This is a genomic window from Ochrobactrum sp. Q0168 (genome assembly GCF_016427605.1).
Lineage (GTDB): Bacteria > Pseudomonadota > Alphaproteobacteria > Rhizobiales > Rhizobiaceae > Brucella.
This window is the reverse complement of sequence record NZ_JAELXQ010000023.1, coordinates 1-14870: the sequence shown is the minus strand read 5'-3', so window position 1 is coordinate 14870 and position 14870 is coordinate 1. Positions and strand designations below refer to the sequence as shown.

The following is a 14870-nucleotide window of genomic DNA, read 5'->3' as shown; positions in this document are numbered from 1 at the left end:
CGGCGGGGTCCAGGCGCGACTACTCTTTTCAAGAGACATCGATCTACGATCAGCGGGCTGCAATTTTTTGGACAAAGCCTTCAGGTCAATGAGTCCGCTTCATCTCCACAGGCGACGGTTGAGCCACCGCCACAAGTTGAGCTTGAAGATAGTCTTTCCTTAAACTCAGGAGAAGTAACCGTGAACATCAAGTCTTTGCTTCTATCGTGCGGAATGCTCTTCGCAGCCAACTCTGCATTTGCTCAATCAAATGAGATTACCATTCAGATTTGGGGCTCGACATGGGAAAATGGTCTGAAAGCCATTTCCCAGCAGTTCGAGGCCGAAACGGGTATAAAGGTCAATGCCGTAACGCAGTCATCTTCCGGTGAGGGTCTCGTCAAGCTTCAGGTCGATCGTGAAAAGCCGGTCGTGGATGTCTGGTTCGCGACCAATACCATCGCAAGCGAGGCGGCTCAGGATCAGAAGCTCTTCGTCAAGATTCCGCGCGAAAAGCTGAGCAACCGCGACCAACTGATCAAGGGCGCGATTGCCGACGATTGGGTCGGTATCTACTACTACCCTATGGGTATCGTTTACAACGTGGACGCAGTGCCGGTGCCGCCGACCTCTTGGGAAGATCTCTGGAAGCCAGAGTACAAGGGCCAGATCATCGCGCCTGCCATGTCCATTTATTCCGGCTCGCTTCTCACAGTTGCGAACACTATCAACGGCGGAACCTCGGAGAATTTCGATCCCGGCTTCAAGGCTCTTGAGCGTCTCAACAAAAATGTCGCGCTCTACTACACTTCGGACTCTCAGGCACGACAGTCCATCGTACAAGGTGAGGGGTCCATCCTCATCGGCCAAAGTTCACACATGCATGCCGTCGCGAGCGAAGGCGTCAAGATGAAGATGATCGCCCCCCGTCCGGCGCCAATGTATTTCGATGTCATGATGATGACGAACGGATCGCATCAGGAAGAGGCGGCTAAGTTTATCAACTATATCATTTCTGAGGCTGCTCAGAAAGAGATGCTCGCTCGGGAGAATATGGCTCCGGTTAACCGAAACGTGGAATTGCCCAAGGAACTCGCGGAATCATTGCCTGCTGATGGCGAAGGTATCGTGATGGACGGTAGCGTAGTTCAGAAGAATATCAGCGACTGGTCTGTCCGGTTTGACCAGATCACCACCCGCTGAGCTCCTCAGATGGAATTACGTTATGGATCAGGTGGCGAAAGCCACCTGATCCTCTTTCTTACATCACCCCAATCATGACAGTTGATGGCAGGTCGTTTGGCTCGCCAGTCCAGCACTCCTACCCTTCGAGCACCCATGGCACCCGCAGCCCCGATCATCGCCAGCAGATTGACCGAACTTATTGCAAAGCCGTTGCCAGAGATCGCAAAAGCAATTGCGACCGGTAACATAAGCTCTGTTTTGCTTACACAATATTATCTTGAGCGGATCGACCGGTTGAACCCGTCGCTTCAGGCATACATCACTGTCACAGCCGAAACAGCCCTTGCGCAAGCGAGTACAGCCGACAGAGCTCTCGCTGAGGGGAGGCTGCTTGGGCCGTTGCATGGTGTGCCTATTGCACTCAAGGACTTATGTGAAACTGATTTCGCACCGACTTCCAATGGTATGGCTATTTTTCGTGATCGAACGACTGGCCGCAATGCAAAGGTCGTCTCCAATCTTCTGGCTGCTGGCGCTGTGATCCTTGGCAAACTGGCAATGGCGGAAGGAGCTTGTTCCACCCACCATCCGCAAATGCCGGTTCCGGTAAACCCATGGGGAGCCTCGTTCCGTGTCGGTTCTTCCTCTTCCGGATCAGGTGTCGCGGTCGCGGCCGGTCTTGCCGCGGCGGCCGTCGGCAGCGACACCGGCGGATCAATCCGGTTTCCTGCGGCCTATTGTGGCGTAACCGGTCTCAAGCCCAGTCGTGGCCTCGTCAGTACCGACGGCGTCTGCGCCATGGCGCCCAGTCTTGACCATATCGGGCCTATGGCATCGGATGCAGATGGATGCGCTCTTTTGTTGGAAGCGATGAGGGGCGTGGGTAATACGCAGCCAGCTGCCCAAACACCGGCTCGCCGCTTTGGTTATCTTCCAAACCTGCTCAACTCAGGACTAGACCCGGAGGTTCGGGCAGCCTATCGCCGTGTGCTTGACGCAGCCGAACGCATGGGGCTTAACCTCATCGCTTGCGCTTTGCCTGATATCTCCAATCTGCAGGAGACGTGGGACTGCATCTGCGCCAAGGAAACCGCCCGCAGCCACGCTACAAGCTATCCCGCACAAAAACATTCTTATGGCACGGCGCTCGCCGCGTTGATCGAAAAGGGTTTAGGTGTGTCCGATGAGGACTATGCCGAGGCTCTCAAGCGGCATGCGGAGATTACTGTTCTGTGGAACAAGCTGTTCGATGAAATCGACTGGCTGGCAATACCTGTTCATGCAGCTATTCCGCCTCTACTCGATAATGCGCTTGGTGCGCCCAATAAGGGTCTCGGCAATCCATTAGAATTTACCGCGGCGGCCAATCTTACTGGTCTGCCAGCGTTTGCGTTCTCTGCGGGTTGCGATTCTCGAGGCTGCCCGATTGGCATGCAGATCATGGCTCCAATGCATGCCGACTCGGCGCTGCTCGCGCTGGGCAGTCGTCTTCAGGAGAACGGCCTTCGCCCACTCTCACTTTTCGATCAGGCAGAGGCAGGCGAATTCGATGCACTGGAAGAGAGGACTATTTCGACCCGTTAATTTTCTCCAGTGGGCTGCACAGTTTCCCTCTTGTCAAATGCATACTTGTATGCTTGTATACAGAAATACAACATGGGAGGCTCTCTTGAAACTGGCCAATAGATTTCGCGATGTTTTTGCGGACCGACTCGACGCAATGGTTGCAGATATCGCCGAGCTCGTCGGTATTGAAGCAGGTTCCTATGATGTGGAAGGTGTGACCCGCACATCGCGCTGGATCGGCGAACGGCTGCAAGCGCAGGGGTTTGAACTGCATTATGAAGAGGTTCCCGAACGCGGTAATCGCTTGTTGGCGGTGCGAAAGGGGCAGGGCAAGGGTCGGTTGATGATCCTCGGCCATGCCGATACCGTTTGGCCGCGCGGCACGCTGAAGAATTGGCCTTTTGAGATCAAGGGCGAGCTGGCCACAGGCCCCGGCGTGGGTGATATGCGCGGCGGACTTGTGCTGGCTATCAACGCTATTGACGTTGCTTCAAAAGCGGGGTTGGCGGAATTTGAAGAGATCAAGTTCCTCGTGGTCAGCGATGAAGAGCTGGGAAGCCCCCTCTCGCGCGGCTGGATTGAGGGGCATGCAAAAACTTCGGATTGGGTGCTGACCCTCGAACCCGGTCGTCCAGGCGGTGGCTATTTCACCTCCCGCGGTGCTGTGGGTGCCTTCTTCATCGAAGCCACCGGACAAACAGCTCACGCCGCCGCCAACTATCTGAAGGGCGCTTCTGCAGTTCGTCCGCTGGCGATCCTCGTGCCACAGATCGAGGCTCTTACGGATCTCGAAAATGGCGTCATCGTGAATGTTGGCGTGTTCCAAGGTGGTGATGCAAGGCAGGTCATTCCCGGTCACGCCAAACTCCACGTCGACATGCGCGCCCGTACGCCCGAAGCAGCTGAAAAACTGCAAGGTCAAGTTGAGCAGTTGATTGCCGAGGTTTCGACGGATCGCGTTTCGGTGGTTCTAAAAGGTGGTTGGACGCGGCCCGCATGGGCGAAGACGCCTGAAACGCAAGCGCTTTACGGGATCGTTGCCGAGGCTTCCGAAGAAATCGGCGCGCCCTGTTTTGAATTGACCAATGTTTCAGGCGGGTCCGACGCGAGCTTCTGCGGCGCGCTCGGGGTGCCGACGATCGACGGTCTGGGTCCTATCTGCAATGACATCTGCTCGCGAGACGAAACGATTGTCGTTGATAGTCTTGTGGCCCGGGGAGCGGTCTTCTCGACGCTGATCGCCACCCTCTCACAGAAAGGCAACGTCGAGAATAAGGGATAAGACGCAAATAGGCCATCTGGGGGGCTGGCAGCCGGTAGCTGATCGCGGCATAACTAGAGCATGTCAATGAGTAAATGGAGACGAGAAATCATGGATGCCAATGGGATTGACGATCTGGGAGGTCGTCGGCTGGCTGCAGTGAGCTCGGCAGATGCCGTCTACGAACTGTTGCGGTCGCTCATCCTTGATGGACGCATCGACGCGGGCCAGCGTCTGAGAGAGGTGGAGCTTGCTCAGAAGCTCGGCGTAAGCCGTACGCCGCTGCGCGAGGCCTTTACGCGTCTCATCTCCAACCGGCTTCTTGAGCGCACGTCTTCCGGCGTGGTTGTAGCGGACGTGCTGTCCGCCCTCAAGGGTATCCGCGCTATCCGGATCGCGCTTGAAGGCTACGCAACGAAGCTCGCCGTGCCTCATCTGAACGAGGACGACTTCCAGGTTCTCGAAGCTTCAATCGAATTGGCGCTGACGCTTCCCGAGGAGGCGCGGACTGAACGCGTGCGCAACAACAACGTATTTCATTGGAGGATCTACAACGCTTGCGGCGTACCGGAACTCCAGAATGCGATCGAAAACTACGCCGGCTTTTTCATGAGCGAAGCCAGTCTGGCGGCTCTCAGTCAGGCGCAGTCGCAAGAAGTAATTCAAGACCACGTCAAGCTTCTCGAGGCGATCAAAGCGCGGGAAGCAGACAAGGCCGAGCAATTGATGAGAGCTCATCTGATCCGCGGTTTCAACCAGCTAACGGAATAACCATGAAGGACAGTACTTATCCTCCGATAACATCTGCTGTAGCTGACAGATTGTCGGACAGTTCAGCACCCGGTATGTCCGGTGAACAGCGCCTCGGCGAAAATTAACACGGCTCCAATCCGTAAATTCAAACCAAAACGACTATTCAGGCGTTCGGCCCAGCCGAGCGGCCCCCCACTATTATCTGACGGAGCGGCGACCATGGAACATCTGCAGAGCAGCAGCACGTTGCAACTCAGGAATCTGACCAAACGGTACAGTTCCTTCGAGGCAGTAAGCAACCTTGATCTGGAGGTGCCGCGTGGGTCGCTCTTGACGCTTCTGGGGCCTTCAGGTTGCGGCAAAAGCACCGTTCTTCGGATGATTGCCGGCTTTCTCAACGTGACCTCCGGTGAAATTGTCGTTGATAGTAAGGACATCAGCAGGGTAGAGCCAAATTTTCGCGATATAGGCATGGTTTTCCAGAACTATGCCCTCTTTCCTCATATGACGGTCGAATCCAATATTGCGTTCGGTCTTAAGATGCGCGGTGTTTCAAAAGAAGAGCAGGCTACGCGCGTGCGTGAGGCACTTGACATGGTCCAGATGTCCCACCTCGCTGATCGATATCCGAGCCAATTGTCCGGCGGCCAGCAGCAGCGGGTCGCGCTTGCACGTGCCGTCGTCATCAGGCCCAAGCTTTTGCTCCTGGACGAGCCGCTTGGTGCTCTCGATCGGCATCTCCGCGAAGGGCTACAGTCCGAGTTGCGCGAGCTTCAGAAAAAGTTGGGCATTACATCGATCCTGGTGACGCACGATCAGGATGAAGCCCTTTATCTCTCCGATTTTATTGCAGTCATGAACCAAGGCCGTATCGAGCAGCTCGATACTCCGATTGCGCTCTATGACAGACCCAAAAGCGAATTCGTCGCACGGTTTCTCGGTGTGCCCAATATCTTCGATGCGAAAATCGTCGCGGTCAACGGCAGTGAGGCGACTGTGGTGCTTGCGGGACAGCAGGTCGTTGTCAAGGAAGCTGGCGGTCAATTCGCTGGCAGTGATTGCAAGGTTTCCATCCGTCCTTCCCATATTGAAGTTGTCAGCTGTGAAGATCCTCGAGAAGGGCTCGCCGGGACAGTCAAGGCCACCCACGAACTTGGCGAGCGGGTCGTTTATCGCGTTGAGGTCAACGGCCTCGGTATTGATGCGAACGCGCCCCGAAACTCCAATCGCGCCAGATATGCCGCCGGTCAGACGGTCAAGCTGATACTCGACCCGGCCCACACGATTGTGTTGAGGGCATGATGGAGGCAAGTAACAAACGCATCAAATATCTGATCTCGCCCGCGCTGGTCATCGGTCTGGTTATCGTGGCTGCCTACAGCTATTTTGGTCTCTCAAGCTTCTTCGTAAAGGGGCCCCCGGGAACGCAATTTGCCGGAGAGGTTACGCTCGCCAACTACTGGCGCGTCCTATTCACTGGGTCCAATCAGTCCATCCTCTTCAACACGCTCTGGGCGTCTTTTGTGATGTCGGTCATTACCGTCGCAATAGCCGTACCGATGGCCATGGTCATCGTGCGTTCCAAGCGGGAATGGGTTGGAACGCTGATTATGCTCGCCATCGCTGTTACCTTCCTTTCCGGTGGTGTGACGCGCGCATATTCCTGGCTTGTCCTGCTTGGGAATCGGGGGTTGCTGAACCTGAGCCTGATCGAGCTTGGTCTTGTCGATAAGCCGATCCAGTTCCTTTACAACTGGTCAGGTGTTGGCATCGCCATCACCCACTACCTCTTGCCGTTCGCGGTCTTTACGCTCATAGGCGTCGTCCAGAACCTGAACGTTTCGTTCGAGGAAGCGGCGCGCAGTCTCGGAGCCAGCCGCACGACCACATTCTGGCGCATAACCATGCCGATCCTCTTGCCGGGGCTCATGGTCACGCTGGTCCTCGTCTATTCGATTGCGCTGGCCTCGTTCCTTTTTCCAATGGTTTTGGGTGGCGGGAAAGTCAGGATGGTCGCAAATCAGATCTATGACCGCATGTTTACCGAATATGACGTTCCCTATGCTGCTGCAACGGCCGTTGTATTCCTCATCAGCGCATTCGCTTCGATCTGGTTGATCAACTTCATCGCCAAGAAAATTAAGAAGGCCGTTTCGTGATGTTTAGGCGTGATCTTGAAGCGAAGTTTGGCGTTGTTATAATCGCTCTGGCGTCAATTGCAGTGGTTTTTCTACTGCTGCCGGTGGTGTTTGTGGTGCTGCATTCGTTCAGCCCAACGCGCTATTTCCAATGGCCACCCACCGGTTTCACACTCCAGTGGCACAAGAATTTCTACAATTCGTCGGTGTTCATGGATGCCGCGAAGAACTCGTTCACGATGGCCCTGATCGTGATGCCCTTGAGCCTGCTGATTGGAATCCCCGCGAGCTACGCTCTGGTTCGTGCTGACTTCAAAGGCAAAGGGCTGATCCAGCAAATCATCCTGTCGCCGCTTATTATCCCGGGTGTGGTCACGGGTGTCTCGCTCCTCTCACTATTGTCGGCTGGTGGCATCCGTATTGGTCTTTTTGGTCTGTGCCTCGGCATATTGGTGTTCGCGCTGCCCTTTGCCATTCGCGCACTTTCAGCCAATCTCCTTGGTCTTGACCCACGGATCGAAGAGGCAGCTCGTAATCTTGGTGCCGGTCCCTTTCGCACCTTCTTTGTCATTGTCCTTCCACAGTTGAAGTCGGGGATTTTGGCAGCGTCGGTATTCATCTTCGTTGAGGCGCTCGACAATTTTTCGATCGCCGTTTTCCTCACCAATGATCGTACCAAGGTACTTCCTGTGGCGGCCTATCAATACATCAAGGATTTTGACGATCCGACTGTCGCTGCCATGGCAACAGCGCTGATCGTCGTCTCGGTGATTGCGGTCGCGCTGCTTGAAAAGCTCATGGGATTCCAAAAGAGCCTGAGACTGTAGGTTACGATTCTTTTGATAAGTTCTTGAAAATCAATGGCCCCAACGGGTCGGAAAGCTGGTGAAATAGTATGGCCGATATAGTCCGCATTGAACGATTGAAGCGCACCTCAATGGTCTCCATCCACAACGGCATCGCCTATGTGGCTGGCATGTGCGGCAATCAGGGCGAAACTATTCAGGACCAGACCCGTGTGGCGCTTGAAAAGGTTGACCGCTGGCTCAAGGAAGCCGGAACCGATCGGTCCAAGATTCTGCGCGCCACGGTGTGGATTTCAGACCAGAAACACTTCGACGCTATGAATGAAGTGTGGGAGCAGTGGGTCGATCCAGAAAATCAGCCATCCCGCGCTGCGGGCGTCGTGCCGCCTGCGGCTCAAGGTTACGATGTCGAGATCATTGTAACAGCAGCAATCTGAGGGAACTTCCTCCAATGCAGACCAACAACAGCGGCAAGCTTACAGTTGCGGTGATTGGAGCTGGCGTCGTGGGGCTTTCCACAGCACGCTGGCTGCAGAAAAAGGGTTTAGATGTCGTTCTCGTTGACCCAACACCACCCTTGCCGGGCGTATCGTTCCGCAACGCCGCATCGTTTGGCAATGCTGCAACGATTGCGCCGTCGGGGATTTTTCCGACTGCCGCTCCGGGAATTCTCTGGAAAGTCCCAGGCATGTTGTTGCGTCGTGATGGGCCGCTTGCGCTTTATTGGCGTGATCTTCTCGATCTCGCTCCCTGGCTTGCGGCATTCATTTCTGCGTCGTTGCGTAGTCGCCAGGACGGAACCATATCGGCGCTCGCTTCGCTGATGAAGGTGATTGAACAGGGCCATGCCTCCCTGATGGAGGAAGTCGGCGGCATTCGCCTGACGCGCGGCAGGGGTTCGATCCACCTTTATCGTACGGAAGAAGAAGCGCAGAATGCCAAGAAATCCAATTTTCGGCGGCGTGCTGAGGGGATCGAGGCGAAGTACCTTTCGCAGGGCGAAATCGCTGCCCTGGAACCCAATCTTGCGCCGGGCTATGTCGGCGGAACGTTATTCCCAGGTTGTTTTGTCGTAGACAGTCCTGAAGCCTATTGCAGAGGGCTTGCCGAGATAATCCAAAAGCACGGTGGCCGTTTCGTCACGGCGAAGGTCGAACGGATTGAAAGCAGTACCGATGGCGTGCAGCTTCATACCGGAGGAGGCCAAACCCTCCTAGCAGACCGCATCGTAATTTCGGCTGGGGCGTGGTCGCGTGGTCTGTCCAACCAGCTTGGCGACCGCCTCACTATGAATACCGAGCGCGGTTATCATGTCGCATTCGCACACAACGAGCCGCTATTGACGCACCCGGTCATGTATCCTTCCGATGGGTTCTTCCTCACCCCGCTGTCGCATCAAATCCGTGCTGCGGGAACTGTGGACTTGGGCGGGCTCGACAAGCCCGCAGGTCATTCGCGCCTGGATGTCCTTGAGCGTAAAGCGAGACAAATGGTGCCTGCATTGGGTGACAGGGAGGATAGCTGGATGGGTTTCCGTCCCTCCACGCCCGACAGCTTGCCCTTTATCGGACCCTCCCACAAGGATCCCCGTATCATATATGCATGTGGTCACGGCCATCTGGGGCTGACGCTCGGCGGTATTACCGGCAAATTCGTGTCCGAGCTTATCACAGGCGATAAACCGAGTGTCGATCTCTCGCCGTTCTCCCCTGCCAGGTCCATGTTGAGGTTGAACTGATGACCTTCTCGATAGCTCTTCGCTGTCCGCAAACTGGACAATTCGGTATAGCCGGCGCGACGTCTTCAATAGCGATGGGCGCGCGGTGTCTGTTCGTCAATCATGACGCGGGCGCCGTCATTACCCAGCATCGTACCGATCCGCGCCTTGGCGTAGCGGCGCTTCGTCATTTGAGGAAGGGGCTTTCAGCCGAGGAAACACTCGACAAGATATCAGAGGCACCCGGCATTGAGTGGCGCGAACTTGCAATCGTCGATCGCAACGGCGCCACAGCTTTACGTCAGGGCGCCCATCAGGAGCCGATCTACGCAAGCGCATCTGCGCCGGGTATCGTGGCGGTAGGCAATATTTTGAGGAGTGATCAAGTTCCGGCAGCGATGGTAGCAGCGGCGCTTGAAACAAGCGACAGACCGATAGCCGAGAGGCTGCTCGCAGCGCTTGATGCTGCACTGGAAGTAGGAGGCGAAATCTTCGCATTGACCTCAGCGGCGCTCAAGATTGCTGAATATCCGGATTTTTGTTCGGTAGACCTGCGCATTGATAAGGCAGCCGAGCCGTTGAGAGAGCTGCGCAATCTCTGGAAAGCTTATGAGCCGCAAGTGGCAACGTTCGTGGAACGCGTTCTCAACCCGGATTCAGGGGGGCGAGCAACCAACTCGCTGGAAATTCTTTCATCCAAGGAGCCTAGACAATGAGAGTCACAGCGGTTCAAACGTTGATGGGGTTGTCGCCAGACGTTACGGTGCCTGCTGCCGAAGCAGCGATGGTAACGGCGATGCAAGCGAAAGATCGGCCAGACTTTCTCATCCTTCCCGAATATTTCAGCTATTATGGCCCCGACCAGAAACGTTCGGTCGAACTTGCCCAGCCCTTGCGCGAAACGCCTGCATTCCGGATGGCGCAGGCATTTGCCAAGCGCCATGAGGTTGCGGTGCAGGCAGGCACGATCCTCGCCAGGGTTCCCGGCGACGCGCGCGTCGAAAACGTCTCGGTTGTCTTTGATCGGCAGGGTGAGGTCGTTGCCGAATATCGCAAGATGCACCTTTTCGATATGGGTGATTTGGGCAGCGGTGCGTTCCGCGAATCCGATTATATCAAGCCGGGCGAGGAAATTGTCACCTGGGAATTAGAGGGTGTTACTTTCGGCACCGCGATCTGCTTCGACGTTCGTTTTCCCGAACTCTTCCGCGCGCTGCGGCTGAAGGGTGCTGAGATCATCACGCTTCCCGCCGCCTACACTATGGTCACTGGTGAGGCGCACTGGGAGTTGTTGGCTCGCGCTCGTGCCGCCGAAACTCAATGCCATTTCATTGCCTGCGGCCTTGGCGGCAGTGTGGTGGTTGATGGACAGGTGAAGCGCTGCTACGGCCATTCCATCATTGTCGATGCCTGGGGGCAAGTCGTGGTGAGAGCTGGGCAGGGCGCAGATATTATCACCGCTAAATTGGATATGGAGAACCTCCAGTCAATTCGCAACAACATGCCGGTCATGAAACAACGTCGTCTCGCGAGTGAAGTGCTAACCGGGTTTTAGAACTCAACGCAAAAACACAAGGATTTACCTGCCGCGCTTTTCCCCGGCGCGGCGGCAACGGATTTATGCGCGCTTTCTACACCCGACGGAAAACAAGTTTGGGCCGCGCATTTAAAGAAAGGTTTGAAGACTATGGAGAAGGTTAACACGGTAGTCGTGGGGGCGGGCCAAGCTGGTCTGTCGATGAGCGAACACCTGAGCAAGGCCGATATCAGCCACGTTGTTCTCGAAAAGGGGCGAATTGCCGAGAGCTGGCGTTCCGCACGTTGGGATTCGCTGCGCGCCAACGGTCCAGCTTGGCATGATCGGCTGCCGAGCATGAGAATTCCTGATATCGAACAGGACATCTTTACGCCAAAGGAAAAGCTGGTCGACTATCTTTCAAGCTTTGCCGAGAATAACAAAGCCCCTGTTCGAACGGGCGTCACCGTGCTTTCGGTCAAGAAGCTGCCCAAGAAGCAAGGCTTCCTTGTATCGACGACGGCCGGTGATTTCGAAGCGATAAATGTAGTCGCGGCAACGGGTCCGTTCCAAGTTCCGGTAACGCCCGAAATCGTCCCTGAAACTGCCGACGTTGTTCAGATGCATTCGGTCGCCTACAAGAATCCAGACCAATTGCCCGACGGCGCAGTGCTTGTTGTCGGCGCTGGAGCCTCGGGCGGCCAGATTGCTGAAGAACTGGTCGATACCGGCCGCAAGGTTTATTTGTCATTGGGTCGTCACATCCGTCCGCCGCGCTTTTATCGGGATCGTGAAGGCGCCTACTGGACCGGCGTGTTGGGTCGGTGGGACACCGTCAACCGCGACAAGAATGTCCAGAATATTGCGCTCGCTATCAGCGGCGTCCACACCAAGATGCCGATCGATTATCGTTTGTTGGCTTCCAAGGGAGCCATTCTGGTGGGGCGCACGGAAGGTTATAGCGATGGCAAGCTCACCTTCGCGGATGATCTGGCCAAGAACATCGAGGAAGGCAACAAGAGCTACCTCAATACGCTCGACGTGATCGATCAATATATTGAGTATAACGGACTAGAGCTGCCGGAATATCCCGATGCGCGCAACCTTCTTCCAGCTACTGAATACGAGAAGAACGCTATTCTCGAGTTGGATCTGGCCGAGGCTGGCATCACCTCGATCATATGGGCGGCAGGTTTCAAGCGTGATTATAGCTGGCTTGAATTAGACATCTTCGATGAGGAGGGCAATCCTGTTCATGAACTTGGCGTTTCCAAGGAGCCGGGTATCTATTTTCTGGGACTGCCGTTCCAGTCGCGGCGCCGGTCCAGCTTTTTGTTCGGCGTTTGGTATGACGCAAAATACATCGCCGACTACATTGCCATGATGCAGATGTATCACGACAAGTATAATACCTGACACGCGATCTATGGTTAGCGTTCTCTTGCGGTGTTCGACTTCAAGGGAGCGCTCATTTAATTCAGGGTCGAGTGCGTGAATGCGACACATCCTTGACGAGGGCTTGGAAAGTGATGTGAGTAGTCGATCTCAGGACGAACTCTTGTCTGTAGCGGTAGAGAACGCTGAAAAATTACTAATCGCAAATAGCTTTAGCTCTGTGTTCAAGCGGATGCTAATATCATTGCTATCGCCGAGAAATTGCCATTGTCAATATCGATTCCGCCATTCCGGCAAAGTGCAATAGACGCGAACCGATTCCGCGTAACAATCCAAACACTGCTGGCGCAATCTGATCGAAACGCTCCTCAAAGAACTCAAGAATTGGCGGCGGGTCGCAACCCGATACGGCAAGACCAAGGCGTCCTATTCCGGCTTCATCGTGGTCTCCGTAGTTAAACTATGGATACCGTCTGTCCGCAAGCGGGAATCGGCGAAAACAATCTTCTAAGTATCTGAATTTCTTTTCTTTTAGAAAAGAATGTGTGATTTATGCAACGCTAATAAAGCAAAGCATGGGAGATGTATTTCATTTACTTGTAAAATAAAGCGACTGAAGACAAAATCCTCACCATGGTTGAAGTAGAAGGGGCATTGAGCGATTCAGGCTTATTCTTGTGCCGATTTCTGCAGATGCTTGAGTCTTTTTGGACTTAAATTAAGCCGCATAGTTCCATCTTCGCATAGTCGCGTTTTGTTTTGAGCGTTCCGAGGCCGGCATTTCCGGCGAAATGGCGTTCGGAAAGAGGGTTTTGGGTCACGAAGGGTGCACCGAATGGCGGTGAAACAACCGCCTTTCTGAAACAGTGAGCGGGGTTATTTATCATGACACGTAGAACTGAACTGACCGGCGCGCCACTGCGCCTCAAGCGATTGCAACAAGTGCTTTTGTCAAGTATTTCGGTGTCGGTGGTCATGCTTGTCAGCCACCAACCGGCTCGCGCTCAAGAGGCGCCGCTCGAAGAAGGGCTATTAGCGCCAGTGGTAACGACGGTCAATGGCGGTGTTCCTCCGACAGAACTGGCCACCGGCACGGTCGTCACTGTTACCGGCAACTCCGTGCCGGCATTACGTTCCGATGGCGTTACCGGCGGTATTGCAAATGGCATCATTGTGACTGGAGGAGGTGGCGTCACCGCGACCAATCTTGCCGGGACGGGTCTCGGCGTGATCACCGCGATGAATGGTGGTTCGATCGACTTGGGCAACGGAACCAGAGTAGAAGCGCAAGGCAGTGGATCGGCATCGGGTATTATCGGTGCGACCGGTCTCTATACGCGCTACCTCGGGACAGGGGGCCTCGTTTCGACCATAACCGCAAATAATCTCACTGTCAGTGCAAGCTCCGACAAGCCATATGGTGTCTATGCTCACACCGACAGCAAGATAACGCTCACGGGGACAACGACCGTTTCGACTTTCAGCAACGGCTCGCAGGGTTTTGGGATTGTCACGAACGCTTCCGGACAGATTACCGCTGAGAACGTGAACCTTACGATGGGAGGCATCGCCGGAACCTTCGGTAATTATCAAACCGGGATCTCCGCCTATGCTGGTGGTTCAACGGTGATAACCGGCAATACAGTCGTCAACATGACCGGTGTGGAAAGTGAAGTGGCGTTTGCTAGAGGCCCGAGTAGCGTTTCGCTGAACAACATCTCGGGCACAGCCACATCTGTCAGCGATATGGCCGCAGCCTTTTCAGCGGATGCGGGAGGATCCGTCACGGCGACAGGGCAGACCCAATTGACGATCGATGGCGCGACAACCGGTTTTGGAGCCGTGATTGTTAATGATGGGATTATTCGGCTGTTGGGCACGAACAATCTTGTTGTGACAGGCGCGGTCGATGCTTCTGGGCTTGCAATATTCGACGGCGGCGCAATCGAGATGAACAATGGCACGCTGGCCGTTACCGCGCCCGATGCAAAGGCGATCCAATCAGAAGCAGTGGACGCCGCCACAGTCTCGCGCTTTGCTGTCAGCAATTCAACGCTGACATCGAGTGGTGACGGTATCTCGGTCGTTGGCGGCGTGGCTACCGTAGATTTCGCCAATGTTACGCTCAACAACGCTTCCGGATTGGCTATCACTGTAGAATCCAATGGAACGGCTGCCGGCTCTCTCGATCTTAAGGCCAATGCTTCTACGCTGACCGGCACGGCGACCACCGACGCGGCGAGTAGTTCGGATGTGTCATTGCTCGCGGGTTCCTTATGGACAATGACCGGCAATTCCAACCTGACCAATCTCGTCAATGGTGCGAGCACAATCAATTACACAGCGCCAACAGGCGATCCCGCGCTGCTTTCAAGCTATAAGACGCTGACTGTCACGAATTATGTGGGGCAGGGTGGTGCGATTGGTCTCAATACCTATCTTGGCGGGGACGGTTCTCCCTCCGACCGGTTGATCGTTGACGGTGGAACCGTCACCGGAAATTCTACCCTGATCGTCAAGAATACGACCGGCCCCGGCGTTTTAACGACAGCCA

At 55.1% G+C, this 14870-nt stretch carries 12 protein-coding genes and 1 pseudogene; all 13 read left to right on the top strand.

Annotation, left to right across the window (positions count from 1 at the left end; all coding sequences use genetic code 11):
• Positions 1-180: 180 nt before the first annotated feature.
• Complete coding sequence (locus JAU75_RS22265; protein WP_199058679.1) at positions 181-1182, top strand: extracellular solute-binding protein; 1002 nt, start codon at positions 181-183, stop codon at positions 1180-1182.
• A gap of 135 nt (positions 1183-1317) precedes the next feature.
• Positions 1318-2748, top strand: a complete 1431-nt coding sequence (locus JAU75_RS22260) for an amidase (RefSeq protein ID WP_199058678.1) — start codon at positions 1318-1320, stop codon at positions 2746-2748.
• A gap of 85 nt (positions 2749-2833) precedes the next feature.
• Positions 2834-4012 carry a M20 family metallopeptidase gene (locus tag JAU75_RS22255; RefSeq protein ID WP_199058677.1) on the top strand — a complete coding sequence of 393 codons (1179 nt, stop codon included), beginning with the start codon at positions 2834-2836 and terminating at the stop codon, positions 4010-4012.
• Positions 4013-4102: 90 nt separating this feature from the next.
• Complete coding sequence (locus JAU75_RS22250) at positions 4103-4762, top strand: GntR family transcriptional regulator (RefSeq protein WP_199058676.1); 660 nt, start codon at positions 4103-4105, stop codon at positions 4760-4762.
• Between the two features lie 201 nt (positions 4763-4963).
• Positions 4964-6046: an ABC transporter ATP-binding protein gene (locus JAU75_RS22245; protein WP_199058675.1), complete on the top strand. Its 1083-nt coding sequence runs from the start codon at positions 4964-4966 to the stop codon at positions 6044-6046.
• On the top strand, positions 6046-6903 hold the full coding sequence (locus tag JAU75_RS22240) for an ABC transporter permease (RefSeq protein WP_199058674.1): 858 nt from the start codon (positions 6046-6048) through the stop codon (positions 6901-6903). The genes JAU75_RS22245 and JAU75_RS22240 overlap by 1 nt, the downstream gene beginning before the upstream one ends.
• Positions 6903-7709, top strand: coding sequence for an ABC transporter permease (locus tag JAU75_RS22235; RefSeq protein WP_247880588.1), 807 nt, complete (start codon positions 6903-6905; stop codon positions 7707-7709). Before JAU75_RS22240 ends, JAU75_RS22235 begins: the two co-directional genes overlap by 1 nt.
• Positions 7710-7777: 68 nt before the next feature.
• On the top strand, positions 7778-8125 hold the full coding sequence (locus tag JAU75_RS22230; protein WP_199058672.1) for a RidA family protein: 348 nt from the start codon (positions 7778-7780) through the stop codon (positions 8123-8125).
• Positions 8126-8139: 14 nt separating this feature from the next.
• Positions 8140-9426 (top strand): FAD-dependent oxidoreductase, encoded by a 1287-nt coding sequence (locus JAU75_RS22225; RefSeq protein WP_199058671.1) that lies wholly within the window; start codon positions 8140-8142, stop codon positions 9424-9426.
• Positions 9426-10121 carry a DUF1028 domain-containing protein gene (locus JAU75_RS22220; RefSeq protein ID WP_199058670.1) on the top strand — a complete coding sequence of 232 codons (696 nt, stop codon included), beginning with the start codon at positions 9426-9428 and terminating at the stop codon, positions 10119-10121. Before JAU75_RS22225 ends, JAU75_RS22220 begins: the two co-directional genes overlap by 1 nt.
• The gene (locus JAU75_RS22215) at positions 10118-10960 is read left to right on the top strand and encodes a carbon-nitrogen hydrolase family protein (protein WP_371836232.1); all 843 of its coding nucleotides are present in this window, start codon (positions 10118-10120) and stop codon (positions 10958-10960) included. The genes JAU75_RS22220 and JAU75_RS22215 overlap by 4 nt, the downstream gene beginning before the upstream one ends.
• A 132-nt stretch (positions 10961-11092) precedes the next feature.
• On the top strand, positions 11093-12337 hold the full coding sequence (locus JAU75_RS22210; protein WP_199058668.1) for an NAD(P)/FAD-dependent oxidoreductase: 1245 nt from the start codon (positions 11093-11095) through the stop codon (positions 12335-12337).
• Positions 12338-13201: 864 nt separating this feature from the next.
• A pseudogene (locus JAU75_RS22205) lies at positions 13202-14870 on the top strand (hypothetical protein); the annotation flags it as partial.